This is a genomic window from Kitasatospora sp. NPDC003701 (assembly GCF_053587085.1).
Genome location: NZ_JBSFNM010000010.1, coordinates 159667 through 185812 on the forward strand (window position 1 = coordinate 159667; position 26146 = coordinate 185812).

At 74.9% G+C, this 26146-nt stretch carries 26 protein-coding genes and 1 riboswitch; of the genes, 11 read left to right on the forward strand and 15 right to left on the reverse strand.

Translation table 11 applies throughout. The features are described 5' to 3' along the window. The first annotated feature begins 191 nt into the window (after positions 1-191). The 6 genes from ACWDRR_RS12865 (at position 192) to ACWDRR_RS12890 (ending at position 7130) form a co-directional block, all read left to right on the forward strand. The gene (locus tag ACWDRR_RS12865; protein WP_449772203.1) at positions 192-977 is read left to right on the forward strand and encodes a VOC family protein; all 786 of its coding nucleotides are present in this window, start codon (positions 192-194) and stop codon (positions 975-977) included. 119 nt (positions 978-1096) lie between these two features. After that, positions 1097-1846, forward strand: a complete 750-nt coding sequence (locus tag ACWDRR_RS12870) for an HAD family hydrolase (RefSeq protein ID WP_449772204.1) — start codon at positions 1097-1099, stop codon at positions 1844-1846. Beyond that, on the forward strand, positions 1843-4251 hold the full coding sequence (locus tag ACWDRR_RS12875) for a glycoside hydrolase family 65 protein (RefSeq protein WP_449772205.1): 2409 nt from the start codon (positions 1843-1845) through the stop codon (positions 4249-4251). Before ACWDRR_RS12870 ends, ACWDRR_RS12875 begins: the two co-directional genes overlap by 4 nt. 218 nt (positions 4252-4469) lie before the next feature. After that, positions 4470-6182 carry a pyruvate dehydrogenase gene (locus ACWDRR_RS12880; protein WP_449772243.1) on the forward strand — a complete coding sequence of 571 codons (1713 nt, stop codon included), beginning with the start codon at positions 4470-4472 and terminating at the stop codon, positions 6180-6182. 70 nt (positions 6183-6252) lie between these two features. Continuing rightward, complete coding sequence (locus ACWDRR_RS12885) at positions 6253-6888, forward strand: helix-turn-helix domain-containing protein (protein WP_449772206.1); 636 nt, start codon at positions 6253-6255, stop codon at positions 6886-6888. Between the two features lie 32 nt (positions 6889-6920). Next, the gene (locus ACWDRR_RS12890; protein ID WP_449772207.1) at positions 6921-7130 is read left to right on the forward strand and encodes a DUF6126 family protein; all 210 of its coding nucleotides are present in this window, start codon (positions 6921-6923) and stop codon (positions 7128-7130) included. A 30-nt stretch (positions 7131-7160) separates the two neighbouring features. Here ACWDRR_RS12890 and pdxR read toward each other — a convergent pair whose 3' ends face one another. Further along, positions 7161-8627, reverse strand: coding sequence for a MocR-like pyridoxine biosynthesis transcription factor PdxR (gene pdxR / locus ACWDRR_RS12895; protein WP_449772208.1), 1467 nt, complete (start codon positions 8625-8627; stop codon positions 7161-7163). Positions 8628-8731: 104 nt separating this feature from the next. Continuing rightward, on the reverse strand, positions 8732-9193 hold the full coding sequence (locus tag ACWDRR_RS12900; RefSeq protein ID WP_449772209.1) for a carboxymuconolactone decarboxylase family protein: 462 nt from the start codon (positions 9191-9193) through the stop codon (positions 8732-8734). 94 nt (positions 9194-9287) lie between these two features. On the opposite strand from ACWDRR_RS12900, the gene ACWDRR_RS12905 reads away from it, so the two are divergent. Both ACWDRR_RS12905 and ACWDRR_RS12910 read left to right on the forward strand, forming a co-directional pair. Continuing rightward, positions 9288-10193 (forward strand): sigma-70 family RNA polymerase sigma factor, encoded by a 906-nt coding sequence (locus ACWDRR_RS12905; RefSeq protein WP_449772210.1) that lies wholly within the window; start codon positions 9288-9290, stop codon positions 10191-10193. A gap of 479 nt (positions 10194-10672) precedes the next feature. Continuing rightward, positions 10673-11200: a hypothetical protein gene (locus tag ACWDRR_RS12910; protein ID WP_449772211.1), complete on the forward strand. Its 528-nt coding sequence runs from the start codon at positions 10673-10675 to the stop codon at positions 11198-11200. A gap of 104 nt (positions 11201-11304) precedes the next feature. Here ACWDRR_RS12910 and ACWDRR_RS12915 read toward each other — a convergent pair whose 3' ends face one another. Next, positions 11305-12105 carry an NRDE family protein gene (locus ACWDRR_RS12915; RefSeq protein ID WP_449772212.1) on the reverse strand — a complete coding sequence of 267 codons (801 nt, stop codon included), beginning with the start codon at positions 12103-12105 and terminating at the stop codon, positions 11305-11307. A 231-nt stretch (positions 12106-12336) separates the two neighbouring features. On the opposite strand from ACWDRR_RS12915, the gene ACWDRR_RS12920 reads away from it, so the two are divergent. Beyond that, positions 12337-12819: a carboxymuconolactone decarboxylase family protein gene (locus ACWDRR_RS12920; RefSeq protein ID WP_449772213.1), complete on the forward strand. Its 483-nt coding sequence runs from the start codon at positions 12337-12339 to the stop codon at positions 12817-12819. Positions 12820-12829: 10 nt separating this feature from the next. Further along, positions 12830-13642: an isocitrate lyase/PEP mutase family protein gene (locus ACWDRR_RS12925; RefSeq protein ID WP_449772214.1), complete on the forward strand. Its 813-nt coding sequence runs from the start codon at positions 12830-12832 to the stop codon at positions 13640-13642. A 96-nt stretch (positions 13643-13738) separates the two neighbouring features. On the opposite strand, the gene ACWDRR_RS12930 is transcribed toward ACWDRR_RS12925, so the two are convergent. The 11 genes from ACWDRR_RS12930 to ACWDRR_RS12980 form a co-directional block, all read right to left on the reverse strand. Next, a complete protein-coding gene (locus ACWDRR_RS12930) occupies positions 13739-13996 on the reverse strand; it encodes a hypothetical protein (protein ID WP_380577223.1) in 258 nt (85 codons plus the stop codon). A gap of 44 nt (positions 13997-14040) precedes the next feature. Further along, the gene (locus tag ACWDRR_RS12935; protein WP_449772215.1) at positions 14041-15147 is read right to left on the reverse strand and encodes a cytochrome P450 family protein; all 1107 of its coding nucleotides are present in this window, start codon (positions 15145-15147) and stop codon (positions 14041-14043) included. Further along, on the reverse strand, positions 15111-16607 hold the full coding sequence (locus ACWDRR_RS12940) for a cytochrome P450 (protein WP_449772216.1): 1497 nt from the start codon (positions 16605-16607) through the stop codon (positions 15111-15113). Before ACWDRR_RS12940 ends, ACWDRR_RS12935 begins: the two co-directional genes overlap by 37 nt. Next, entirely contained in the window at positions 16604-17173 is a 570-nt protein-coding gene (locus tag ACWDRR_RS12945) for a GTP-binding protein (protein WP_449772244.1), read from the reverse strand. Before ACWDRR_RS12945 ends, ACWDRR_RS12940 begins: the two co-directional genes overlap by 4 nt. A gap of 64 nt (positions 17174-17237) precedes the next feature. Beyond that, entirely contained in the window at positions 17238-17585 is a 348-nt protein-coding gene (locus tag ACWDRR_RS12950; RefSeq protein ID WP_360633433.1) for a DUF742 domain-containing protein, read from the reverse strand. Beyond that, a complete protein-coding gene (locus tag ACWDRR_RS12955) occupies positions 17582-17995 on the reverse strand; it encodes a roadblock/LC7 domain-containing protein (RefSeq protein ID WP_387884190.1) in 414 nt (137 codons plus the stop codon). The genes ACWDRR_RS12950 and ACWDRR_RS12955 overlap by 4 nt, the downstream gene beginning before the upstream one ends. After that, the gene (locus ACWDRR_RS12960) at positions 17979-19259 is read right to left on the reverse strand and encodes a sensor histidine kinase (protein WP_449772245.1); all 1281 of its coding nucleotides are present in this window, start codon (positions 19257-19259) and stop codon (positions 17979-17981) included. The genes ACWDRR_RS12955 and ACWDRR_RS12960 overlap by 17 nt, the downstream gene beginning before the upstream one ends. Positions 19260-19431: 172 nt before the next feature. After that, entirely contained in the window at positions 19432-21708 is a 2277-nt protein-coding gene (locus ACWDRR_RS12965) for a SpoIIE family protein phosphatase (protein ID WP_449772217.1), read from the reverse strand. A gap of 225 nt (positions 21709-21933) precedes the next feature. Continuing rightward, positions 21934-22503 (reverse strand): TetR/AcrR family transcriptional regulator, encoded by a 570-nt coding sequence (locus ACWDRR_RS12970; protein WP_449772218.1) that lies wholly within the window; start codon positions 22501-22503, stop codon positions 21934-21936. An 89-nt stretch (positions 22504-22592) separates the two neighbouring features. After that, positions 22593-23420 carry an alpha/beta fold hydrolase gene (locus tag ACWDRR_RS12975; RefSeq protein ID WP_449772219.1) on the reverse strand — a complete coding sequence of 276 codons (828 nt, stop codon included), beginning with the start codon at positions 23418-23420 and terminating at the stop codon, positions 22593-22595. Between the two features lie 128 nt (positions 23421-23548). Next, entirely contained in the window at positions 23549-23839 is a 291-nt protein-coding gene (locus tag ACWDRR_RS12980; protein ID WP_449772220.1) for a YiaA/YiaB family inner membrane protein, read from the reverse strand. A 259-nt stretch (positions 23840-24098) separates the two neighbouring features. After that, positions 24099-24242: riboswitch (cyclic di-AMP (ydaO/yuaA leader) on the forward strand. A gap of 12 nt (positions 24243-24254) precedes the next feature. Here ACWDRR_RS12980 and ACWDRR_RS12985 point away from each other — a divergent pair. Next, positions 24255-25115, forward strand: coding sequence for a M23 family metallopeptidase (locus ACWDRR_RS12985; protein WP_449772221.1), 861 nt, complete (start codon positions 24255-24257; stop codon positions 25113-25115). Positions 25116-25169: 54 nt separating this feature from the next. Here ACWDRR_RS12985 and ACWDRR_RS12990 read toward each other — a convergent pair whose 3' ends face one another. Then, positions 25170-26144 (reverse strand): hypothetical protein, encoded by a 975-nt coding sequence (locus tag ACWDRR_RS12990; protein WP_449772222.1) that lies wholly within the window; start codon positions 26142-26144, stop codon positions 25170-25172. Between the last annotated feature and the right edge of the window lie 2 nt (positions 26145-26146).

Genomic DNA, 26146 nt, shown 5'->3' on the forward strand with positions numbered 1-26146 from the left:
GCCCCCGCCGCGCGGTTCGCCGCCGGTACGCCCGCGCGGCACGGGTCGCCCGCCGGGTCGCCGTCCGGTGGCGCGATCGCGACGGCGCGGCGAAGGTGGGCGGTGTACCGCCGCCCGGCCGCGCCGCTGCCAGCGACCCCCGGCGCCCCGCCCGGTCGCGGCGGAGGAACCAGTCTTCTGGAGGCCCAGCAATGCCCGTAGTGACCGCTCCGTACAAGCCCGGCACCCCGTGCTGGATCGACCTGATGGCGAGCGACCAACAGGCCGCGCTCGACTTCTACCGCGACCTGTTCGGCTGGCAGGGTGAGGTCGGCCCGCCCGAGTTCGGCGGCTACGCCGTGTGCGCGCTGAACGGCAGGCCGGTGGCCGGGATCATGGCGCAGACGGCTCCCGAGGGCCAGCCGCTCCCGCCCGTAGGCTGGACCACCTACCTGGCCGCGGACGACGCCGACGCCGCCGCCCGGTCCGTCGCCGAGAGCGGCGGCACGATCCTCTACCCGGTGATGGACGTCGGCACCGTCGGCCGGATGCTGGTCGCGGCGGACCCGGCCGGCGCGGTGTTCGGCGTCTGGCAGAAGGTCGACTTCATCGGCGCGGGCATCGTCAACGAGCCCGGCGCGCTGGTCTGGAACGAGCTCAACACCACCGACACCGACGTGGCCGGGGCGTTCTACCACCGGGCGCTGGGCCTGCGCCCGGCGACCGTCCAGGGCCTGGACGGCTACTTCTCGCTCAACGTCGGCGACCGCACGGTGGGCGGCATGCAGCGGCTGCCCGACTACCTGGCACCCGGTACGCCGCCGCACTGGATGACCTACTTCTCGGTGGACGACACCGACTCCACCGTGGACGCCCTGGTCCGGGCCGGCGGCTCGGTGATCCAGCCGCCGTTCGACATGCAGTCCGGCCGGATGGCCGTCGTCCAGGACCCGCAGGGAGCCGTCTTCGCGGTGATCGCCTCGCCCGACTCGCCGTAGCCGCGCCGCCGCGGCCGACCCGCCGCGGCCCCACCGCCGCGGCCCCGGAAGCCGCCCGTTCCCGCGACGCGCCGCCGGGAATGGGGGGCTTCCCCGCATTCGCGGGTAAGACTGCACCCATGCTGGGGCTTCCGGACGACATCCGCGCTTTCCTCTTCGACCTCGACGGGGTGCTCACCCAGACCGCCAAGGTGCACGCCGCGGCCTGGAAGGACACCTTCGACGCCTTCCTGCGCGCCGAAGCTGCCCGCACCGGTGGGCAGTTCGTCCCCTTCGACGCCGTCACCGACTACGACACCCACGTCGACGGCCGCCCGAGACTCGACGGCACCCGGGCCTTCCTGCACAGCCGCGGCATCGACCTGCCCGAGGGCACCGACGCCGACCCACCCGGCGCCCGCACCGTGCACGGCGTGAGCCTGGCCAAGAACGACACCGTGCTGCGCATGATCCGCGAGCAGGGCGTCCAGCCGTACGACGGCTCGGTCGCCTACGTCCACCGGCTGCGGGCGCTCGGGCTGCCCGCCGCGGTGGTCTCGTCCAGCGCCAACTGCCGGGACGTGCTGCGCGCCGCCGGGATCGAGGAGCTGTTCGACGTCGTCGTGGACGGCGTGGTCGCCAAACGGGACGGCCTGCCGGGCAAGCCCGCGCCGGACACCTACCTGGCGGGCGCCCGGGCCCTGGGCGTGGAGCCCGCGCATGCCGCGGTCTTCGAGGACGCGCTCGCCGGGGTCGCCTCCGGCCGGGCCGGCGGCTTCGGCGCGGTGGTCGGCGTCGACCGCACCGGCCAGGCCGACGAACTGCGCCGCCACGGCGCCACCGTGGTCGTCGGCGACCTCGCCGAGCTGCTCGAAGGGGGCGCGGCATGACCGGGCTGGACAACTTCACCGTCGATCCCTGGCAGATCGCCGAACAGGGCCTCGACCTGGCCGCGATGGCCCGCGCCGAGTCCGTCTTCGCGCTCTCCAACGGCCACATCGGCCTGCGCGCCAACCTGGACGAGGGCGAGCCGCACGGCCTGCCCGGCACCTACCTGAACGGTGTCTTCGAGCTGCGCCCGCTGCCGTACGGCGAGGGCGGCTACGGCTACCCGGAGTCCAGCCAGAGCGTCATCAACGTGACCAACGGCAAGATCATCCGACTGCTGGTGGACGACGAGCCCTTCGACCTGCGCTACGGCGAACTGCTCAACCACCGGCGCTGGTTGGACTTCCGGGACGGGCTGCTGCGGCGCGAGGCGGAGTGGACCTCCCCGGCCGGGCGGACCATCAAGGTGCACTCGACCCGGCTGGTCTCCCTCACCCAGCGGGCGATCGCCGCCGTGGAGTACACCGTGGAGGCGGTGGACGGGCCGGTCCGGATCGTCCTGCAGTCGGAGCTGGTCGCCAACGAGCAGCTGCCCGGCGGCGCCGAGGGCGATCCGCGGGCGTCCGCGGTGCTGGAGGCGCCGCTGCTCGCCGAGGCGCACCACGCGGGCGGCAGCAAGGCCGTCCTGGTGCACCGCACCCGCTACAGCGGCATCCGGGTGGCGGCCGGGATGGACCACATCATCGAGGGTCCGGACCGGCTGGACACCGTCGCCGAGGCCGAGGCGGACCACTGCCGGATCAGCGTCACCACCCTGCTCGAACCGGGCGAGAAGCTGCGGCTGGTGAAGTTCATGTCCTACGGCTGGTCCGCGACCCGCTCGCTGCCCGCCGTCCGGGACCAGGTGGAGGCCGCGCTGAACGCCGCCCGGTACACCGGCTGGGACGGGCTGGTGGCCGAACAGGCCTCGTTCCTCCAGGAGTTCTGGGAGACCAGCGACGTCGAGATCGAGGGCGACGTCGAACTCCAGCAGGCCGTCCGGTTCGCCGTCTTCCACGTCCTGCAGGCGGGCGCCCGGAGCGAGGAACGGGCCATCCCCGCCAAGGGGTTGACCGGCCCCGGCTACGACGGGCACAGCTTCTGGGACACCGAGACCTTCGTCCTGCCGGTGCTCACCTACTGCCTGCCGAGCGCCGTCAACCAGGCGCTGCGCTGGCGGCACACCACACTGCCGATGGCCCGCGACCGGGCGGTCCAACTCGGCCTCGCCGGCGCGGTGTTCCCCTGGCGGACGATCCGCGGCGAGGAGTGCTCCGGCTACTGGCCGGCCGGCACGGCGGCGTTCCACATCGGTGCGGACATCGCGGCCGCCGTCGCCCGCTACGTCCGGTCCACCGGGGACGTCGAGTTCGAGTGCGAGTACGGGCTGGAACTGCTGGTCGAGACGGCCCGGATGTGGCGCTCGCTGGGTCACCACGACGCGGCCGGCAACTTCCGCATCGAGGGCGTCACCGGGCCGGACGAGTACAGCGCCGTCGCCGACAACAACGTCTTCACCAACCTGATGGCGCAGAGCAACCTGCGGGCCGCCGCCGAGTCCGCCGCCCGGCACCCGCGCGAGGCGGCCGCGCTCGGGGTGGACACCGAGGAGACCGCCGCCTGGCGGGACGCCGCCGCCGCGATGTTCATCCCCTACGACGAGAACCTCGGCGTCCACCCGCAGGCGGACGGCTTCACCGACCACCAGGTCTGGGACTTCGAGCGCACCCCGCCGGAGAACTACCCGCTGCTGCTGCACTACCCGTACTTCGACCTGTACCGGAAGCAGGTGGTCAAGCAGGCCGACCTGGTGCTCGCCATGCAGGTGCGCGGGGACGCCTTCACCGACGAGCAGAAGGCCCGCAACTTCGCCTACTACGAGCGGCTGACCGTCCGCGACTCCTCGCTGTCCGCCTGCACCCAGGCGGTGATCGCCGCCGAGGTCGGACAGCTGGACCTCGCGTACGACTACACCGCCGAGGCCGCCCTGATGGACCTCCACGACCTCGGCGGCAACACCCGCGACGGCCTGCACATGGCCTCGCTGGCCGGCGCCTGCATCGCGCTGGTGGCCGGTTTCGGCGGACTGCGGGACCACGGCGAGGCGCTCTCCTTCCGGCCCCGGCTGCCGGCCGGACTGATGCGGCTGAGCTTCTCGCTGATGGTGCGCGGCCAGCTGCTCGGGGTGCGGATCACCCACGACGGCACGACGTACACGCTGCGCCGCGGCGAGGTGATCCACCTGCGGCACGACGGCGAGGGGGTGCAGGTGAAGGCGGGGGAGCCGGTCACCCTGCCGACCTTCGTGCCGCCCACCCAGGAGCGGTGCGCCCAGCCGCCGGGCCGTGAGCCGGCCCGGCGCCAGCCGCAGGCGGGGGTGGTCAGCGGCACGCTGGGCCCCGGGCCGGAACACCTCGCGGCCGAGTAGCCGAGCAGCCCGGGCGGCCCGGCAACGGAACAGCCCGGTAGCGGAGCAGCGCGACGGCCCGAGCGGCCGCGTCCCCGGTCGCCCTCGGCGGCGACCGGGGACGTCACCCGTTCGCCCCGGCCGGGGTGCGGCGCGGGCCGCCCCGCCGGAGGGTGCTGGTGTCCTGTGGCAACCGGCGGCCGGTGAAGGAGCGCCCCGTGGTGAGTGTGGCCGAGCAGATGGTGGAGGTGCTCCGGCAGGCCGGCGTGGAGCGGGTCTACGGGGTGGTCGGGGACAGCCTCAACCCGGTGGTGGACGCCATCCGCCGGGCCGAGGGCATCAGCTGGGTGCACGTCCGCAACGAGGAGGCCGGCGCCTTCGCGGCGGCCGCCGAGGCCGAGTTGAGCGGCCGGATCGCGGTCTGCGCGGGCAGCTGCGGGCCCGGCAACACCCACCTGATCCAGGGCCTGTACGACGCCCAGCGCAGCGGTCTGCCGGTGCTGGCGCTCGCCTCGCACATCCCGTCCGGGCAGATCGGCACCGGATTCTTCCAGGAGACCCACCCCGAGCGGGTGTTCACGGACTGCAGCAGCTGGTGCGAGACGGTCTCCACGCCCGCGCAGCTGCCCCGGCTGCTGCGGGTCGCGATCCAGCACGCGCTGGGCGCCCACGGCGTCTCCGTGCTGGCCTTCCCCGGCGACGTCGCCGCGCTGCCGGCCGCCGGGCCGACCGGCAGCAGCCACTTCCTCACCGAGCAGGCGGTCGCCGCGCCGCCCTGGGGCCAGGTCCAGGCCCTCGCCCGCGCCCTCAACGACGCCCGCAAGGTCACCCTGTTCTGCGGCGCGGGCGTCCGGGGGGCGCATGCCGAGGTGATGGAGGTCGCGCAGGTCCTGCACGCGCCGGTCGGCCACTCCCTGCGCGGCAAGGAGTGGATCCAGTTCGACAACCCGTACGACGTCGGCATGAGCGGTCTGCTCGGCTACGGCGCCTGCCACGAGGCGGTGCACTCCGCCGACCTGCTCGTGCTGCTCGGCACCGACTTCCCGTACGACTCCTTCCTCCCGCAGGCCCGCACCGTCCAGGTGGACCACGACGCCACCCGCCTCGGCCGCCGCACCCCGCTGGAGCTGGCCGTCCACGGCGACGTCTCGGCCACCCTGCGCGCCGTCCTGCCGCTGCTGGAGCCCAAGGCCGACCGCACCTTCCTGGACGACATGCTGGGCAAGCACTACCGCTCGCTGGAGGACGTGGTCGGCGCCTACACCCGGGACATCGACAAGCACCTGCCGATCCACCCCGAGTACGTGGCCTCGGTGCTGGACGAAGTCGCCGCCGACGACGCGGTGTTCACCGTGGACACCGGGATGAACAACGTCTGGGCCGCCCGCTACCTCCGGCCCAACGGCCGCCGCCGGGTGATCGGCTCCTTCCTGCACGGCTCGATGGCGAACGCGCTGCCGCACGCGATCGGCGCCCAGCTGGCCTGCCCCGGGCGGCAGGTCGTCTCGATGTCCGGGGACGGCGGCCTCTCGATGCTGTTGGGCGAGCTGCTCACGGTGGTGAAGCACCGGCTGCCGGTGAAGACGGTGGTCTTCAACAACGGGGCGCTCGGCATGATCAAGCTGGAGATGCTGGTCTCCGGCTACCCCGAGGCGGAGATCGACAACGGGGACGTGGACTACGCCGGGATCGCCCGGGCGATGGGCATCCCGGCCAAGCGGGTCACCGATCCGGCGCGGGTGCGGGAGGTGCTCGCGGAGGCGCTGGAACGGCCCGGACCGGCGCTGGTGGACGTGGTCACCGACCCGAACGCGCTCTCCATCCCGCCGCACATCACGGCCGCGCAGCTGAAGGGCTTCGCGCTGGCGGCCGGGCGGACGGTGCTCTCCGGCGGGGTCGGGCGCATGATCGACCTGGCCCGGAGCAACCTGCGGAACATCCCCCGGCCGTAGGGGCCCGGGGGCGGTTTGCCTCTGAGGCAAAATTCTTGCCCGTGCGGCACGGGAGGTGTCCACTGGTCACATGACCACCAGCCCACCCGGCCCCTCCACCCCCGGCGACCGGATCGACGACCTGGAGGTCGTCGGCCTCGCCGCGAGGCTGCGCGAGCACCGGCTCGGCAGCCGCCTCACGCTGGAGGTCGCCGCCTCCCGGGTCGGCCTCTCCCCAGCCTATCTGTCGCGGCTGGAGACCGGCCGCCGGCAGCCCTCGCTGCCCGTCCTGCTCGGCCTCGCCCGCGCCTACGGAACCTCCGTCTCCGGCCTCCTCGGCGAGTCCGCGGCCGAGGCGGACCCGGTGGTGCGCGGCGGCGCGATCGAACCGGGCCGCGCGGGCGGCTGGGGCTACCGGCGGGCCGGCGCCCCCGGCCGGGCGATGCAGGCACTGCGCGTCCACGTCCCCCCGGGCGTGCAGGACGAGGTGGTCCGGGTGCACCCCGGCGAGGAGTGGCTCTACGTCCTCCAGGGCCGGCTGAGGCTGACCCTCGGCGACCGCGTCCACCTGCTCGCGCAGGGCGACTCCGCGCACTTCGACTCGCTCACCCCGCACTGCATCGCCGCCGACTCGGCGGACGGGGTGGAGCTGCTCTTCGTGCACACCCTGCTGCAGAGCCCCGGCGGCGAACTCTGCCTCGGCGGCGGCCCCGCCACACCGCACTGACCCACCGTCAGAACTCCCGGAGGAGATCTCCCATGGCTGATCCCACCACCACCGCCACCACCGCCGGCGCGGCCACCGAGGCCCTCGCCGCCGTCGCCCCGGCCGAGGCCCCGAAGACCGTCGACGCCGGCAAGTGGGCCAACCGCCGGGTCGGCATCCGGGTCCTGATCTACATGGTCGCCACGCACGCCTTCGCCGGCTTCATCATGCTGCTCTTCGAGCTGGGCAATCGCAACAAGTAGCCTTCGCCGAGCGGCAGTTCACCGGAACCGTCAGCTCGCGCCGGCTGCTCCCGCCGTCCGCAGCAGCGCGCAGAGCGCGTCCAGGGCGGCCGGGAAGAGGCGGTCGGGCGGGGTGGCGTAGCCGACCACCAGGGCCGGCGGGGCGTCCGGGGCGAGCGCCGGATCGGCCAGGTGCCAGGAGAGGCCGGTGACGGCCAGCTCGAAGTCCTCGGCACGGGCCAGCAGTTCGGCCTCCGAGGGGGCGCCGGGCGGCAGTTGCAGCACGGCGTGCAGCCCGGCGGCGATGCCCGTCACCCGGACGTGCGGGGCGCGTTCGGCGAGCGCCGCGACCAGTGCGTCCCGGCGCCGCCGGTAGTGCAGCCGGCTGCGGCGCACATGGCGGTCGTAGGTGCCGGAGGTGATCAGCTCGGCGAGGGTGAGCTGGTCCAGCACCGGGGACATGGTGTCCGCCAGCTGCTTCAGCCGGGCCACCGGCTCGACCAGGGCGTCCGGCAGGGCGAGCCAGGCCAGCCGCAGGCCGGGGGCCAGGCTCTTGGCCGCGGTGCCCGCGTAGACGACCCGCTCGGGGTCGAGCGCCTGCATCGCGCCGAGCGGCTGCCGGTCGTAGCGGAACTCGCCGTCGTAGTCGTCCTCGATCACGTACCCGTCCTGCTCGCGGGCCCAGCCGACGGCGGCCGACCGGCGGTCGGCGGCCAGCGCCGCGCCGGTCGGGTACTGGTGGGCGGGGGTGAGCAGGACGGCCGCGTCCCGCCGGGCGCCGAGCAGCTCGGTCCGGGCACCCGCGGTGTCCAGCGGCAGCGGCGCCGGGGTCAGCCCGGCCGCCCGGACCATGTCGCGCTGCGGCGGCAGCCCGTACCCCTCGACCGCCAGGGTGCGGGCGCCGCGTGCCCGCCCCGCGCCGCGCTCGCGCAGGGCGGTGCAGAGCAGGCCGATGCCCTGGGTGAAGCCGGAGCAGATCAGCAGGTGGTCGGGGTCGGTGCGGACCCCGCGCACCCGGGCGAGGTAGTCGGTGAGCGCCTGCCGCAGCTCGATCCGCCCGAGCGGGCTGCCGTAGTCGAAGGCCTCGTGCGGCGCGGTGGCGAGCGCCCGCCGGGCGGCGGTCAGCCAGGCGGTGCGCGGGAAGAGCGAGACGTCCGGCCGTCCGGGCATCAGGTCGTACCGGGCCGTCCGGCGCCCGCGCGGCGGATCGGCCGCGCGCCGGCCGGGCCGGGGCGTCGTCCGCCCGGCCACCGTGGTGCCCGATCCCTGTCGCGAGGCGAGCCACCCCTCGGCGGTGAGCTGCCCGTACGCCTCGACCACGGTGTTGCGGGCGATCCCCAGGTCCTCGCCGAGCGCCCGGGACGACGGCAGCCGCGTGCCCGGGGCCAGCCGGCCGTCCTGCACGGCCTCCCGCAGCGCGTCCTCCAGGGCCGCCCGCAGGCCGGTTCCCGCCGCCCGCCGACCGGTGAGGTCGAGGTGCAGATCGCCGCCGAAGGCGGTCCAGGAGGTGGTGCTCATGGGCGGGAGGGGCCGATCCGTGCGGGGCGCTGTGCCGTCCGGGCTGTTGTCCGTACGGGATTATCGTCGCAGCGGCGCGGCGGCGGGTGCCCGTCGGGCGGCGGTCAGCCCCAGGTCGCGCCGGCGGGCTCCTGGATGGTGGCGTTGAGGCGGTTGAAGAGGTTGGTCAGGCCGATCATCAGGATGATCGCGGAGAGCTGCGCCTCGTTGAAGTGGTCGGCGGCCTCGTCCCAGACCGTGTCCGGCACGGCCGGCCCGGAGCGGTCGGCGAGCCGGGTGGCCGCCTCGGTCAGGGCGAGGGCCGCGCGCTCCTCCTCGGTGAAGAAGGGCGCCTCGCGCCAGGCGGCGACGGCGTGCAGGCGCTCGTCGCTCTCGCCGCCCTTCTTCGCGGTGGTCACGCCGGCGAACACGCAGGCGCTGCAGCCGTTGATCTGACTGGCCCGCAGATGCACCAGCTCCATGATCTGCGGGGCGACGCCGCCCTGGTACATGGCCCGGTAGATGTTCTGGATGCCCTTCATCGCGTCGGGCAGGACCATCGCGGGGTTCTTCATCCGGGCGGTCATGGCGTCTCCTCCGTCGAGGGCCCGAGTGCCTTGCGCGCCGGGCCGGTTATCGTCCTTCACTGCACCGACGGATCGCGACGCGAGGATGTGACAGGTGAGCGGGAACGAGATTCTGGCCCGGCGGTTCGAGGAGCACCGGCCCCAGCTGAGGGCCGTCGCCTACCGGATGCTGGGCTCGCTCAGCGAGGCCGAGGACGCCGTGCAGGAGACCTGGCTGAAGCTGGACCGCTCCGACATCGGCGCCGTCCAGAACCTCGGCGCCTGGCTCACCACCGTGACCGGCCGGGTCTGCCTGGACCTGCTGCGCTCGCGCACCGCGCGGCGGGAGGACCCGCTGCACGGCCAGGACGGCCAGGAGGGCCTGGTCCGGCTGCCCGATCCGGTCGTCGCCGCCTTCGGGGCGGCCGACCCGGAGCAGGAGGTCCTGACGGCCGACTCGGTCGGGATCGCGCTGATGGTGGTGCTGGACGAGCTCGCCCCGGCCGAGCGGCTCGCCTTCGTCCTGCACGACCTGTTCTCCGTGCCGTTCGACGAGATCGCGCCGATCCTCGGCCGCACGTCCGCCGCCACCCGGCAGTTGGCCAGCCGGGCCCGCCGCCGCGTCCAGGGCGCCGCGCCCGCGCAGGACGCCGACCTGACCCTGCGCCGCGAGGTGGTGGAGGCCTTCCTCGGCGCCGCGCGCGGCGGCGACTTGGACGCCCTGCTCGCCCTGCTCGACCCCGACGTGGTGGCCCGCTCGGACGGCGGCGCCCTGCGGCCGGGTCTGCTGCGGCGCGGCGCGGCCGACGTCGCCTCGCAGGCGATCGCCTTCGCCCGCTTCGCCCAGGACGGCCGCCCGGTGCTCGTCAACGGCGCGCCCGGTGTGCTCTCCCTCGCCGACGGCAAGCCGCTGTCGCTCATGGCGTTCACCATCCGGGGCGGCCGGATCACCGCGCTCGACATCCTCACCGACCCGGACCGCCTCGCGCGGCTCGGCCTGGGGGCGCTGCTCGGCGACTGAGCGGACGGCGGGGGCGGCCCGGGCGGCAGGTGCGGCGACGCGCCTGCCGCCCGGCCGGGTGCTCCGGGGCAGCGCCCGCACCGGGTCCGGCGACGGCCCTGCTCGAAGGCCTCGCGGACCGGCTCGACGCGCCGGTCGCCCGCCAGCCGCCGGGAGAACTTCTCCCGGCCACTCCAAGGTTGTGCCTCCGATCGCCCCGGGGCCACCTCGCCGGGTCGCCGGTGCGACCGGACCGGCGCGCTCGGCCGGACGTCGCCGTCGGCTGCCTCCGGCAGGTCGTCCCCCGGTCGGGACGGATCTGCCCGCCGCTGGGCTGTCGGGCGCGCCGGCCGGGACGACCGCGGGCAGTAGGGGCGACAGCTGCCCGACAGATCAAGGAAGTAGTCGGCAGTAAAGGCTGGACAGGGTGACTGGCGGTCTGTCAGGATCGGTGCTGTCGCCGGACAGCGAAGACGGCGGACAGACCAGGGGAGGACCACATGTCGCAGGACAACCAGCCGCAGTTCGTCTCGGTGCCCGTGCCGAGCCAGTACGTCACGCAGGTGTACGCGTACCTCGCGGAACTGACCGGTGCCACGGCGGCCACCGGGGTTGCGGCGGCCACCGGGACGGCCGCCGCTCCCCCGGCCGCGCCGGCGGAGGGGGCCCCGGCGGAGGACGGCCGGCTCCCGGTCGTGGAGTGGACGGTCGAGGACTTCCGCCGGCTGATGATCGAGCCGCTGGGCTCGGTGCAGACGGTGGCCCGGGTGCTGGACATCCTGGCGGACCAGCCGGACGCGCGGGTGAGTTACACCGCGCTGGCCACCCGGCTGGGCATGGAGAAGAAGAGCCTGCAGGGCAACCTCGCCGCCTTCACCCGCGCGGTGCACCAGCACTACCGGCGCCGCAACTGGCCGATGACCTGGGTGGAGGCGCTCACCACCGAGCCGGGGCTCAAGTCGGAGTTCTTCTACACGGTGAACGCGACCCTCGCGAAGCGCTGGCTGGAGGCCCGCGCCCAGGGCTGACAGGGCAGGGCCGACGGGCAGGTCCGATGGCGAGGGCCGACGGGCGGGCCGGGGCCGGCCGACTCGGTGCGACGGGGGGAGCGTATGCCCGTTACTCCCCCCGTCTATCCGATCCGGCGCCAACCGTCCCCGGGCGCACCCGGCTCCGCCACCGGCGCCCGGCCGAAGTCGTACCGCACCCCGTCGGGCCCGAACGCGAGCAGCGATATCGAGGACGAGCCCCAGATCCGCCCGTCACCGAACTCCCGCCGCTGGATCAGCGCCGCCGGATCGTCGAGCGCCAGGCCGTCGCCGGAGACGATCGGCAGCCACGCGCCCCACGCCTGCTCCGTCGTGGCGGGCCCGGGCACCGGCGCCGGCCGGGCGGCGGACTCGAAGCGGGCCCGGAAGTGCGCGGCCCGCGCGGCCATCAGCGAGCGGACCAGTTCGGACGCCGTGCGGTCCGCCGCCAGCCCCTCCGGTCCGTCGTTGAGCACGACGTTCAGCCCGGACGGCAGGTCGTACTCCGCCGGGGTGCGGCCGCCCCAGCTCAGGACCCGGGCCCCGGCCGGGCCCGCGAGGACGAGGTGGAACGGGTCGTACCGCTCCAGGTCGACCCGGTCGAGCCCGCCGTCCCGCAGGGCGATCAGCGGCAGTTCCCCGCGCGAGAGCCGCGCCCGGGCCGGCGCCATCGTGCCGAAGCCGTTGAGGAGACAGGCCGCCGCACCGGCGGCCCCCGCCGCCCCCGGATCGACGGCGAGCCACGTCCCGCCCGCCGCCAGGTCCAGCCCGCCGACGGCCGCGGGGTGCGCGGGCCAGTGGTGGTCCGGCGGGGACCACCGCCGCCCGGCGTACTCGTCCCGCACCGACAGCAGCAGCACCGGCACCGACGCCGTCGGTTCGATGCTGACGAACGCGGTACACACGATCCTGACCCCCTGACCTCGCCCACACCGGGCGGCCCGGCCGCACCGCCCTCCCCGCGATCCTCGCACGATCGTTCGCATCCCGGCAGGCCCGCACCCTCCCCCTGCCGCCCGCGCCGTGCCACACTCGGGCAGGCCGCGCGGCGGCCGCCGACCCCGCGCAAGTGGCCCACGATTTCGCGGCCCGAATGTGCCAGGGAGACAGTCCACTCGGCCCCTAGGCTGGCCGGTATGACGACGACGAACGAGAACGCCACCGCCACCGTGTCCGCCCCCGAGCAGCGGATCTCCCTGCCCGACCTCGCTCCCGACTTCTACAAGGCCATGATCGCCCTGGACCGCGCCGCCCGGCACGGGGTGGACCCGGTCCTGGCCGAGCTGGTCAAGGTGCACGCCTCGATGATCAACGGGTGCTCCTTCTGCATCGACATGCACTCCACGGACGCCCTGAAGAACGGCGAGGAGAACCACCGCCTGCTCTCCCTCCCGGCCTGGCGGGAGACGTCCTGGTTCACCGCCAAGGAGCGGGCGGCGCTCGCGCTGACCGAGTCGGTGACCCTGCTGACCCAGGGGCACGTGCCGGACGCCGTCTACAACGAGGCCGCCGAGCACTTCGAGCAGGCCGAGCTGGCCCAGCTGATCGCGCTGATCATCGCCATCAACTCCTGGAACCGGATCGGCGTGACCTCCCGCCTCAGCCCGGCCGCCAAGTAGGGTGCCCGGCATGACGACCACTCAGCAGGAGCGGGCCCGCGCCCTGCACGCCCTGCACCGCCCCGGCGAGCCGCTGGTGCTCGCCAACGTGTGGGACGCGGCGAGCGCGCGGCTGGTCGCCGCCGCCGGGGCCCGGGCCGTCGCGACGGCCAGCGCGAGCGTCTCCTGGACGCTCGGCAGCGCGGACGGCGACGCGGCCGACCGCGACGAGGTGCTCGCCCAGACCGCGCTGATCGTGCGCTCGGTCGGGCTGCCGGTGACGGCGGACCTGGAGAGCGGTTTCGGCGCGACGGCCGCCGAGGTCGGCGAGACGATCACCGCCCTGCTGGCCACCGGCGCGGTCGGGGTGAACCTGGAGGACGCGGCGCGGCCCGCCGCCGAGGCGGCCGAGCGGATCGCGGCGGCCCGGGCCGCCGCCGACGCGGCCGGGATCGCGCTCTTCGTCAACGGGCGCACCGACGTCTTCCTGCGGCAGCTCGGCGACCCGGCCGACCGGTTGGACGAGGCCGTCGCCCGCCTGCGGGCCTACGTCGCGGCGGGCGCGGACGGCGTGTTCGTGCCCGGCGTGGCGGACCCGGAGACGATCGCCGCCCTGGTGGCCGCCGTCCCGGCACCGCTGAACGTCCTGGCCGGCCCGGGCTCGCCGTCCGTGCCGGAGCTGGCGAAGCTCGGCGTGGCCCGGGTCAGCCTCGGGCCGGGCCTGGCGAAGGCGGCGTACGCGGCGGTGCGCCGCGCCGCCGAGGAGGTGTACGCCGGGGGGACGTACGCCGCGCTCGACGGCGGGCTCACCTACCAGGAGCTGAACGCCCTCGCGGCGGGCTGAGCCGACGCCCGGTCCGAGGCCGTCGGCCACGGCGTGCACCCGCGGCCGGGCGCCCCGCGCGAGCGCCCGCGCCCCGGGAGCACCCCGGGCGGACGGTCAGCCGATCTGCCCGCTGAGGCCCGGGTGGGTCATCTGGTTGGTGCCGATCGCCTCCACCTCCTGGGCGGTGTGCCCGACCAGCGGGAGCTTGCCCGCCTCGTGCAGGGCGAGATCGGTGGGGGACAGGTTGAGGCCGCTGGAGAGCCCGTCCAGGGCGTCCGGCGACGTCGCGGTGGAGGTCGTGGCCGACGCGGCCGGGGCGGCCAGGGCGAGGCCTGCCATGGTGAGGGCGGCCAGGGTCGCGAGTTTCTTCATGGAACCCCCAACGACCCGGCCGCCCTCAGGTCACCGCGGCGGTGTCACACCGTCACCCGCAGCGTCCTCACGCTGTTGCTGACGAACGACCCGATCGGCTCCGTCACCGCCCCCTCGGCCAGGGCCAGCCCGGGGAAGCGGTCGAACAGGAACCGCAGCGCCGTCTCCGCCTCCATCCGGGCGAGTCCGGAGCCGAGGCAGAAGTGCGGGCCGTGGCCGAGCGAGAGGTGCCGGTTCGGCTGCCGGGTGATGTCGAAGCGGTCGGCGTCCGCGTAGTGCCCCGAGTCCCGACCGGCGGCCGCGTACGAGGCGAGCAGGGCCTCGCCGCGCCGGATCACCACGTCACCCACCGGGATGTCCTCGGTCGCGTACCGCAGCGGGAACTGCCCGACCGGCGAGTCGTAGCGCAGCGTCTCCTCGACCACCGCGGACCACGGCTGCTCCCCGTCGAGCACCAGCCGCAGCTGCTCGGGGTGGGCGAGCAGGGCGCGGACGGCGTTGGTGATCAGGTTGAGGGTGGTCTCGTGGCCGGCCACCAGCATCAGCAGCAGCGTGCCGACCAGCTCCCGCTCGCTGAGCCGGTCCCCGGACTCCCGGGCGGCGATCAGGTCGGTGGTCAGGTCGTCGCCCGGCTCGGCGCGCTTGGCCTCGACCACGGAGGCGAGCAGCGCCTGCAGCCCCTGCTGGGCGGCGATCGCGGCCTCGGGGGTGGCGGAGCTGGAGACCAGGGTGTCGGAGAGCTCGTGCAGTTCGTCCTGCTGCTTGGGCGGCAGGCCCAGCAGCTCGCCGATGACCTGCATCGGCAGCGGGTAGGCGAAGTGCTCGCGCAGGTCGAACCCGCCCGTCAGCCCGGCGAGGTCGTCGAGCAGCGCCAGCGTGCGGGCCTCGACGGCGGGCTGCAGCTCGGCGATCCGGCGCGGGGTGAACGCCTGGGTGACCAGACCGCGCAGCCGCCGGTGGTCCTCGCCGTCCGCGGTGATCATGCCCGGCACGGTGACGAAGTTCAGCAACGGCCAGCCCTTGGGCAGGCGGCCCTCGGTGAAGGTGCTCCAGAGCTGCGGGTTCTTGCCCACCCGGGGGTCGGCGAGCAGCTCCTGGAGGGTGTCGTGGTGGGTTATCGCCCAGACCACCACCCCGCCAGGGAGTTCCACCAGGACCGCCGGGCCGGCTTCCCGGAGTCGGGCGTTCTCTCCGTGCTGGTCCCGTCCGAAGGGGTCGAGCCGGACGGGCTCGGGCCGGCGGCCGGGTCGGTCGAGCTCAGGGGCGGCGGTGTCCATGACGGCCTCTCGGGGGCTGGCGGGCGGGGCGGGGTGAAGGCGCTGTACAGCACCGGCAGGCCGACCAGGGCACGTGACCAGGGCGACGGACGCCAGGCCAGGTCGCTCGGCGGCACGGCGAGTTGGAGGTCGGGGAGGCGGTGCAGCAGGGTCTCGACGGCGGTCTCGACGATGATCCGGGCCGGGTGCTGCGCCGGGCAGACGTGCCGGCCGGCGCCCCAGGCCAGGTGGGCCCGGTTGCCGCCGAGCGAGCCGTGCGCGGCGGACGAGGCGCCCTGGGCGGCCGGGTCGGCGTTGGCCGCGGCCAGGCCGAGCACGAGCATGTCGCCGGCGCTGATGTACTGGCCGCCGAGGACGGTGTCGCCGGTCGCCCACCGGCCGGGGAAGTTCTGCGTCGGCGGGTCGCGCCAGAGCACCTCCTCCAGCGCGTCGGCGACGGTGAGCCGGCCGCCGGTGAGGGTGGCCCGGAAGCGGCGGTCGGTGAGCAGCAGCCGCAGCGTGTTGCCGGTCCAGTTGATGGTGGTCTCGTTGCCCGCGACCATCATCACCACCAGGTGGTGCACCGCCTCCTCGTCGCTCAGCGCGGCCGGGTGGGCCAGCAGCCAGGAGGTGAGGTCGGCGCCGGGCGCGGCGCGGCGGCGCCGGACCAGGTCGACCAGGATCGCCTGGAACTCCGCGTTGGCGCGCACGGAGTCCTTGCTGCTGTCGACGAAGTGGCTGATCAGCTCGACCAGGCGCGGTCCGGCCTCGGCGGGCAGCCCGATCAGCTGGGTGAAGACCAGCAGCGGCAGCCGGCGGGCGTACTGGGCGATCAGGTCGGCGGTGCCGTCCGGGCCCCAGCTGTCGATCAGGGCGTCGGCGGCGGCCTCGGTGGTCTCGCGCAGCTGGCGGTGGTCGATCTGGGCCAGCGTGTCGGCGACGGCGGCACGCAGCCGCTGGTGCTCGGCGCCGTCCAGGTTGAGCAGGGTGGGCCGCCAGGCGGTCATCGGCAGCAGCCGGGAGTCGGCGGCCAGCCGGCCCTCGGCGGGGACCCTCCAGCGGCGCGAGTCCTTGGAGAACAGCGCCTCGTTGCGGGTGAGTTCGAGCAGCTCGGGGTAGCCGATCACCAGCCAGGCCTCGACCCCGGGCTCCAGCTCGATCGGGGCGACCGGACCGTACTGCGCCCGCAGCCGGGCGTACAGGCCGTGCGGGTCGTCGGCGACGGCGGCGCCGTACAGCGGCGGCAGCGGCACCCCGGTCGGCAGGCCCCCGCCGGCGTGCGCCGGGCAGCCGGGGGGTGCGGACAGCTGCCCGGCCGGCTGCGCGGCGGCCGGGCCCGGATCGGGAGTCGTCATCGTTGGAGCTCCAGTACGGCGGTGGAGTGCAGATGGTCGACGAAGTCGATCAGCAGGTCGTACGCGGCCCGGCGGTCCCGCGCGTCGCAGTACAGGATCGGGACGTCGGGCAGCAGGTCGAGGGCGGAGCGCAGCTCCTCCTCGGGGTAACTCGGCGTGTCCGGGAAGGTGTTGACGGCCACCGCGAAGGGGATCCGCTGCTCCTCCAGCCGGCCGAGCACGTCGAAGCTCTCGTCCGGGCGGCGCAGGTCCACCATCGCGATGGCGCCGAGCGCACCGCGCGACAGGTCGTCCCAGAGCGGCCAGAACCGCTGCTGCCCGGGGGTGCCGAAGAGGTACAGGGCGAGCCGGGGGTTGAGCGTGATCCGGCCGAAGTCCAGCGCGACCGTGGTGGTGGTCTTGCCGGGGCGCCCGGTGAGGTCGTCGATGCCGCTGCTGGCGGCCGTCATGGTCTCCTCGGTGCGCAGCGGCGTGATCTCGCTCAGCGCGCCGACCAGCGTGGTCTTGCCGACCCCGAACGGGCCGGTGACCAGGATCTTCACCGCGCCCTGGACGGACGGCGGCAGGTACTGCGGCTCGGGCGGCTGCGCGTGCGGCTGCGGCGGCGACTGGGGCCGGGCGGTCCGCGGGTCAGCGGAGTTGGCGGAGGCCAACGAGCACCTCTTCCAGGAGGGTTGCGGGCAGGCGCTCGGCCTGCGGGACGGGCGGGAGCACCTGGACGGCGCCGAGGTCCCAGAGGTCGCCGACCAGGACCTTGACGACGCCGAGCGGCAGCCCGAGGTAGGCGGCCACCTCGGCGACCGAGAGCAGGCTGCGGCAGAGGTCCAGGATGCGCTGGTGCTCGCGGTTGAGCAGCGCGTCCTCGGGCAGTTCGGGCCGGTCGGCCACGGCGCTGACCAGGCTCTCGACGGCCAGCGCGGAACGGGTGGGCCGGCTGCGGCCACCGGTGATCACATAGGGCCGTACCGGCCCGTTCACCGCTGGCCCCCCGCCGCGTGATCGACGCGCGGCGGGCTGGTGAGATGGCTGCCGATCCGCTCGACCAGGACCTGCATCTGGTAGGCGACCAGGCCGGCGTCCACCGCCTCGCCGGTCACCACGGCCAGATGGGCCCCGGCACCGGCGGCGACGATGAAGAGGTAGCCGCCGCCGTACTCGATGACGATCTGGCGGGTGGCGCTGCCGTGACCGCCGAAGCCCTGGGCGACGCCGCGGGCCAGCGACTGCAGGCCCGAGCACGCGGCGGCGAGCCGCTCGGCGTCCTCGCGCAGGATGCCCGCGCTGCGGCCGATCTCCAGGCCGTCGTTGGACACCACGACGGCGTGCTGGACCTCGGGGACGGAGATGATGTCGGCGAGCAGCCAGCCGAGATCAGGGGTGGTGGTCATGGAACTCTCCGAAGCGCTGGGGGAGCTGGGGGGAAGCGGGAAGGGAAGGGTGGGGCTGGGCCTGCGTCCGGGCGGCCGATCGGCCGTTGGCGGTGCCGGCCTGGAACATCGCCATGAACGCCCGGGCGTCCTGGGCGGACCGGTACGGCGGGGCGGGCGCCGGCGGGGGAGCGGCCGGCGCGGCATGGCGGTTGGCGCGGTCGCGCCGGTGGCTCCGGCGGGGCAGCGGCGGCGGAGCGGTGGGGCCGGCCGGCGGGGTCTCCACCAGGGGGTGGCCGGATGTCAGCGGGTGGCCGCCCGGGTAGGGCGAGGCCGGGGCCCGGCGGGGGCCGGCCGTGAACGCCGGGTCGTCGGGGCCGAGGCCCGGGACGGTCGGCGGGAGCGGCTCGGTGAGCAGCGCGTTCGGCAGCAGCACCACGACCCGCACCCCGCCGTAGGGGGAGGGCGCGGAGCTGAGGGTGACCCGGAACCCGTACTGCTCGGCGAGCCGGCCGACCGCGGCCAGGCCCAGCTGCGGCACCTCGCCGAGGCGGGAGACCTCCAGCGAGGTGCCGCCGGCCAGCGCGGAGGCGGCCTTGGCGACGGCCTGCTCGGGCATCCCGACACCGCCGTCGTCGATCTCGACGACGGCGCCGTTGTGCACGGGCATCAGCGTGACGAACACCTGGGTGCTGGGCGGGGAGTAGCGGGTCGCGTTGTCCAGCAGTTCGGCCACGGCGTGGATGAGCGCCTCGGCGGCGGCGCCGACCACGGCGGTCTCGATCCGGCTGCGGACCACCACCCGCTGGAAGGGCAGGATGCGCGACTGGGCGCCGCGCACCACGTCCTCCAGGGAGACCGGCTCGGGCCAGTGCCGCCCGGCCCGGGCCCCGCAGAGGACGGCCAGGGTCTGGGCGAGGCGGGCCTGTTGGGCGGCGGCGTGGTCCGCCTTGAGCAGGCCCTCCAGCAGCGCCGGGTCGTCGTGGGTGCGTTCCATCTCGTCCAGCAGGGCCTGCTGGTCGTGCGCCATCACGAGGATCCGGCGGGCCACGCTGAGGAAGGCCCGCTGGGTGGAGGCGTTGAGCTCCTGCTCCTGCTGGACGGCCGCCAGCTCGCTGCCGCGGCGGGCGAGTTCGGTGGCGAGCCGTTCCTGGAGGCGGGCGTTGTCGCGCTGCTGCCGGTCGGCCCGGCGGCGCTGGGTGACGGAGACCGCGCGGTAGCGGGCGGCGGCCACGAGGGCGAGGGCGGCGAGAACGCCGGTTGCCGTTGCGCACCACTGAGTCATCGTCACGCGGCGAATTCTAGGGTGATGATCCTACGAAGGTGTGAACGGATCTCGCCAAGTGACCGGATCTCGTCAATATCCCGTCAATACGACGTCAATCAGACCTCCTTCGGGCCCGACCGGCCCGTGCCCGGAGGGGTCTGCCCGCCGCCGCCGGGCGGGAGCGGCCTCCTCACTGCACCGGCGAACTCCGGTGCAGCAACAGCAGGGCGACGTCGTCCGGCCGGGAGCGGCGCTCGGTCACGTTGAGGGTGAGCAGGTCGGCCAGCCGCTCCAGGGCCGCGGCCGGGCCGAGCCGGACCGGGCCGGTCTGCCGGGCCCACAGCTCCAGACCGCCGAGCATCCGCTGCACCGACTCGTCGTAGTCCTCCTCGCGGTCCTCCACCAGGCCGTCCGTGTAGACCAGCAGCGTCTCGCCCACCGCCAGGTGCCCGACCGCCAGTTGGTAGGGCATCCCCGGGTCCACGCCCAGCGGCGGGCCGCCCGGCAGGTCCAGCTCGACGGCCTTGGCGTCCGCCGCTATCCGGACCGGGGAGGGATGCCCGGCCCGGGCCGCCCGCAGGGTGCCGTCGGCGGGGTCGAGGGTGAGGTAGAGGCAGGTGGCGAAGAGGTCGGTGTCGAGCTCGGACAGCAGCCGGCTGGTCCGGGCCAGCGTGGCGGCCGGGTCGTGCCCGTCGGTGGCGTACGCGCGCAGGCCGCTGCGCAGTTGGCCCATCACGGCGGTGGCCTCGGCGTTGTGGCCCTGGACGTCGCCGATCACCAGCCCGATCCGGCCGTCCGGCAGCCGGAGCAGGTCGTACCAGTCGCCGCCGATCTGCATCCCCTCGGTGCTGGGCAGGTAGCGGGCGGCGCTGGCGAGCCCCGGCAGCCGCGGCAGGGTGCGCGGCAGCATGGCGCGCTGGAGTTCGGTGGCCCGGTGGTGGTGGGTGTCGTAGAGCCGGGCGCGTTCCAGGGACTGCGCCAGGATGCCGGCGAAGGCGGAGTAGAGGGTGCGGTCCTCACGGCCGAAGGCCCGGTCGGTGGAGAAGGTGATCAGGCAGGAGCCGACCTGGCGGCCCGAGGCGACCAGCGGCAGCACCGCCCAGGCGGCCGGGGTCAGCGGCCCGCCGACGCCGCGCCGGGCCCGGCCGGGCTCGCTGAACAGCGGCGCGGAGCGGGCCAGCGAGTGCTGCATCACGCCCTCGGAGAGGTCGGCCAGCCGGGTCAGCTCGGTACGGCGCGGGCCGCCGTAGACGGTGTGCGAGACCGGCAGCAGCCGCCCCTCGTCGACCAGGTCGAGCACGATGCTGGCGGCTCCGAAGGCCGGCCGGGCGACATCGGTCACCGCGGTGGTCACGTCCCGGACGGTGACGGCGCGGGACAGCGACCGGGTCAGCGCCAGCAGCAGCGCCGAGCGGGCACCGGCCGCCGGGGCGCCGTCGCCCGGCTCGCCGGCGGGCGGCTGTTCCTCGGGGGCGCGGGCGCGGTCCCGGTCGGCGAGCAGCCCGGCGATCCGGACCGGCCGCCGGTGCACGTCCAGCATCACCTCGCCGGTCTCCTCGATCCGGATCGCGCCGCCGCCCCGGCGCGGCACGCGGTACTCGATCCGGTACGGGCCGCCGGTGGCCAGCGCCTCGGCGAGGGCGGCCTGGACGTCCGGCAGGTCCTCGGGGTGGACCAGCCCGTCGAGGTCGGGGGCGGCGGCCGGGGCGCCCTCGGGCGGTACGGGCCGGTCGACCACCCGGTAGGCGGTGGCGTCCCAGTAGGTCTCGCCGGTCACCAGGTCCCGCTCGAAGGCGCCGTGCCCGGCGGAGCGGACGGCGAGCGAGAGCATCGGATGGGCCAGGTCGGCGGTCCGGTCCCCGGCCCCGGCGCCGTCGACGGAACCGCCGGCGGGCGCGGGGCGGGCGCCGGCCCGGGCGCTGTCGAGCAGATGGGCGAGCCGGTGGGCGCAGGCGTCGCCGAGCGTCTCCAGGACGTCCAGGTCGCGGCGGGGGACGGTGCCCCGGTGGGCGAGCGCGAGGGCCAGCACGCCGATGGGCCGCTCGTCGACGATCATCGGCAGGGTGATCAGGGCGACCATGCCGGTGCCCATGCCGGCGTTGCGGTTGGGGTAGTCGACGCTGGTGCGCTCCGGGCTGAGCAGGTACGGGCGGCGCAGTCGCAGGGCCATCGCGGCGGGGAGGTCACCGGCCGGATCGACGACGCTGTAGCGCTCGTGGGCCCAGTCGGGCAGGCCGTGCGAGGCGGTGAGCCGGAGCATTCCGGCGGGGTCCAGCAGGTAGAGCGCGGAGCCCTCACCGGTGATCCAGCTCGGGCCCTCGGCGAGGACGGTGCCGAGGAGTTCGGCGGCGGTGGTGCAGCCGAGCAATAAGCGGACGCAGCGCATCGCGCTGCGCGCGGTGGGGCTGCTGCGCGGCGTCCGGCTCTCGTCCTCGGAGGGGGGAAGCCACGGCGAGGTCAGGTCCATGGGATTCCCGGCCTTTCCGTCGCTTATCGGGCACTCAATTCTTCATACCTTATTTCTCGAAGCGGTGAAGGGTGACCCGGACGGCGTACGCGGGCCGGTGTCCGGTCGTGGGGGCCGGCCCGGGCGGCCGCCCTGACCAGGCGGTTCGCCGCGGCCGGGGCCGCCCGGTGCGGCGGGTGCGCCCGGTGTGGCGCGATCGCCCCGGGCGCCCGCACGCGGTGGTGCTCAGGCCCCGGGCCAGTTCCGCAGGCCGCCGGTGAGCAGGGTGATCAGGCGGTCCTGGGTGTCGGCGAGGTTCTCGGCGAGCTGGAAGCCGCCGCCGATCGACAGGGAGGCGAAGCCGTGGGCCACCGAGCGGACGGTCCGGGCGGCGTGGACGGCCTCGGAGCCGTCCAGCCCGTAGCCGCGCAGGACCGCGAGGATCACCCCGACCAGCCGGCCGGCCGCCCTGGTCAGGTCGTCGTCCGGCTGCGGGGCCTGCGGCAGCGCGGCGTACCGGTGCGGGTACTCGGTGGCGTACCCGTGGTAAGCGTGCAGGAGGGCGGCGACGGCGTCGTCCCCGCCTCGACCGAGGACGGCCTCGGCGAGCCGGTCGGCCAGTTCCCCGGTGACCCGGACGGCGACCAGCCGGCGCAGCTCGGCGAGCCCGCCGCTGACGTGCTTGTACAGCGAGGGGGTGGCCACCCCGGCGCGTCCGGCGACGGCGGCCAGGGTGAGGGCGTCGGGCCCCTGCTCGTCGATGAGGGCGAGGGCGTGGTCGACGACCTGCTCGGGGGTCAGTCCGACTCGGGGCATGGTGCGGTCTCCGTGGGGTGGCGGGGTGGCGGCGGAAGGCGGCGCTGGGCTCGGCCCGGTCGACCCGGGCAGTGACGGCTCAGCTCGGTTCAGCTCAGCTCGGCGAGGAAGGGCAGCAGGGCGTCGGCGGTGGCCTGCGGCCGGTCGGCCATCGGGTAGTGCCCGGCGCCCTCGATCATCACCTTGCGGGCCTTCAGCGCGGCGGCCTGCCGGTCGGCGACCAGCTCCGGGTCGGAGAAGTCGGGGTCCTTGCCGCCCATCACGACCAGCGCCGGGCAGGTCACGGCGGCGGTCCAGCCGGTCGGAGCGGAGTCCCCGCGGACGTAACCCCGGGTGGCCTGCTTGCGGCCCGGCGTGCGCATCGCGGCGACCAGCCCGTCCACGTAGGCGTCGAAGTCGGCCGGCTTGGCGCCCGGGTAGGCCATCCTGCGGTGGTAGAGGCCCCAGAACGCGGGCGAGTGCACCAGCAGCGCGCCCATCACGGCGAACATCGCGCGGTTCAGCGCGTTCGGCGGCACGTTCTCGACGAAGGCGTCCAGCAGGACGATCCCGGCGACCCGCCCGGGTGCGTCCCCGGCCACCTTGACCACGGTCGCGCCGGTGTAGGAGTTGCCGACCAGCGCGGCGCGGTCGATGCCGAGGTGGTCCAGCAGGGCGAGCACGTCGGTGGCGATCGCGGCCGGGGAGTAGTCGTCCCAGGCGATCGAGGACTCGCCGAAGCCGCGCAGGTCCAGGGTGATCACCCGGCGGCCCGCGGCCACCAGCAGCGGGCGCAGGTGCCGGTACGCGGCCCGGCTGTCGAGCATCCCCGGCAGCAGGACGACGGGGGCGCCGCCGCCCTGCACCGTGTCGTCGAAGGCCAGCCGGCCGCCGGGGCGGTCGAGGTACTGGGTGCTGGGGGTGAAGGTGCCGGTCATGGGGGGCCTCCTCGGTCCGCCGGGACGGGGTGTCGGCCGGTAGTGCCGATAGCCATAAAGCTAAGGCTAATAGCCTTAGCCGTCAAGCGGTCGGCCGGCGGGCTCCCGGGGTGTCCCGGCGTCGCGGCTCAGATCCCCTCCACCTTGAACGGGTCGTGCTCGGCGAGCAGCTTCTCCAGCCGGGCCTGGTCCACCCGGGTGACGATCTCGTTGGTCTCCTGCCGGTCCCGGACCACCTTGGCCAGCGTGAACGAGGAGGTGACGGTGTAGAGCAGCCCGATCCCGAGGAAGGCGCGGGTCCAGCCGCCGACCGGCAGGTAGGCGATCCCGATCGCGAGGGCGCCGCCGGAGAGGGCGAAGGAGAGGACGGCCTGGATGTAGTACGCGGCCGTGGTACGTGACTGCATCGGTGCGTTCATGGCGTCAGGATGGCCGCGCCGGTCCGGCCCGCACATGAGTAGGAGTACTCAGATAGGGGGTCGTTCGTTGACGTCCAATCACGTTCGGTAGTGTCAGTTGTCGCCAATCGCCCCAAATCGCCCATCCGGTCGCGTAGTGTCCGAGTCGTATCCGGCCGTACCGAACGGACGGCTTGGAATCAGAGGCTCCTAGGATTAACGTTTGATAACGCAGCGCGGTCCCAAACGCCGTACCCAGACGGCACCGTGCGCCGTCGCCTAATCCCGCCGGCCGCCTCCGGGCAGGCCTGGGAGCCGGGGAACCACGTTCCTTGGGGTGAATCGGCCGGGCCCAGGCCCAGCCGTAGGAGACCTTCCTGCTCCGAACCCGTCAGCTAACCCGGTAGGCGCGAAGGAAGGAAAGGAGCGCGCCTCCGTGGCGTCGTCGCACTCTCCGGCACACCTGCCCGGCTCCACCGCCGGCACCCAGCTGCTCGACCACCCCTGGCCGCCCGCCCACCCGGGCGAGTACGGCGGGGCCGGCACCGAGGCCGGCCCGCAGGCCGTCGAGGCCAACCGGCACCGGATGCCCCGTCAGACCCGCGGCACCGCTCCGCTGCTCGGCGTCACCGCGGTGGCCGCCACCCTCGGCGCGACCGGTTTCGCCTCCGCCACCCCGGCCGCCGCGCCGGCCGTCGAGGCCCCGGACGAGACGCCGGTCGCGCTCTCCGCCGACCCCGGCCTGGCCCTCGCCGCCCGGATCCAGCTGCAGGCCGACAGCCAGCGCACCGCCGCCGAGGAGGGCGCCCGCGTGCAGGCCGCCAAGGAGGCCGAGGCCAAGCGCGCCGCCCAGCAGCAGGAGGCCAAGCGGGCCGCCGAGGAGGCCGAGAAGGCCAAGCTCGCCGCCATCAACCTGCCGGTGCGCGACTACAACCTCTCCGCCCACTACGGCCAGAGCGCCTCCTACTGGGCCCACCTGCACACCGGGCTGGACTTCGCCGCCGACACCGGCACCCCGGTGTACGCCGTCGGCCAGGGCACCATCACCTCGGCCGGCTGGGCCGGGTCGTACGGCTACCGGATCGTCGAGACGCTGCCCGACGGCACCGAGATCTGGTACTGCCACCTCTCCTCGATCATCAAGGGCTCCGGCAAGGTCGTCCCCGGCCAGCAGCTCGGCAAGGTCGGCGCCACCGGCAACGTCACCGGCCCGCACCTGCACCTGGAGGTCCGCCCCGGTGGCGGCGCCCCGGTCGACCCGGAGACCTGGTTCGAGCAGCGCGGCATCACCCCCTGACAGCCCGCCACGGTGCCCCGGTCGTCTCCACGACGGCCGGGGCACCGTCGCGTCTCAGGCCCCGGGGGCGCCCCAGCCGGACTCCCCGGCCGCCCCGCCCTCCTGGGCCCCGTCGTCCTCGTAGGCCTCCTGGGCCTCCTCGTCCTCGTAGGCCTCGTAGGCCTCGGGCAGCTGCGCCAGGTAGGCGTCGATCTCCTCCTGGCCCGGCTCCGGGGCGAGCTCCGGGAACTCCTCCACCAGCAGCCGCGGCAGTCCCGGCGTCGTCCACTCGCCGACCAGGTCCAGCGCCGCCTCGGCGGCGGCCTCCTCGAACGCCCCGAAGTCCCCGGCCAGCTCCTCCGGCATCGGCCGGCCCAGCGCGGTCAGCTCCGTCAGATTGCGGTAGCTGCGCCGCATCAACCCCTGCTCCAGCAGCCGCCGCGCGCCGTCGGTGGCCATCCCGACGCTGAGCATCCGGGCCTCGCCCCAGCCCCCGTCGTCCACCGCGTCCAGTTCGCCCGACCACTCCAGCGCCTCGTACGCGGCCGACCGGTCCTGCGGCGCCAGCTCCCGGAACGCCGCCAGCCAGGCCCGGACCGCCGCCCCGTCGGCGAGGTCCACCCCGTCCGCGCGCAGCAGCAGGGTGTACAGCCGGGGCCAGGTGACCAGATCGGCCCGGCGCAGCAGCCCGGCGGCCACCTCGCCCTGCCACTCGGCCTCCGCGTGCAGCCGCTCCTGCCGCTTGGCGTTCAGCCGCTTCGCCGCCCGCTGGTGGTCGATCAGCAGCCGCACCGCCGCGCCGTACGCCAGCGGGTCCTGCTCCGGGGCGGGCTGGACGTACAGGTAGAGCCTTTCGTACAGCAGCTGCTCCACGGCGTCCGAGGTCAGCTCCGGCCAGCCGTCACGCATCCTGCCCTCGCCCAGCTCCAGCAGCGCCAGCACCGCCCGCACCGGCGCCTCGGCCACCGGCGGGTGGCCCTGCGTCAGCGCCCAGGCGAGCAGTTCGGCGGCTTTGGTGCGCGGGGCGAGCCGCAGGTCTTCTTCTTCCATGT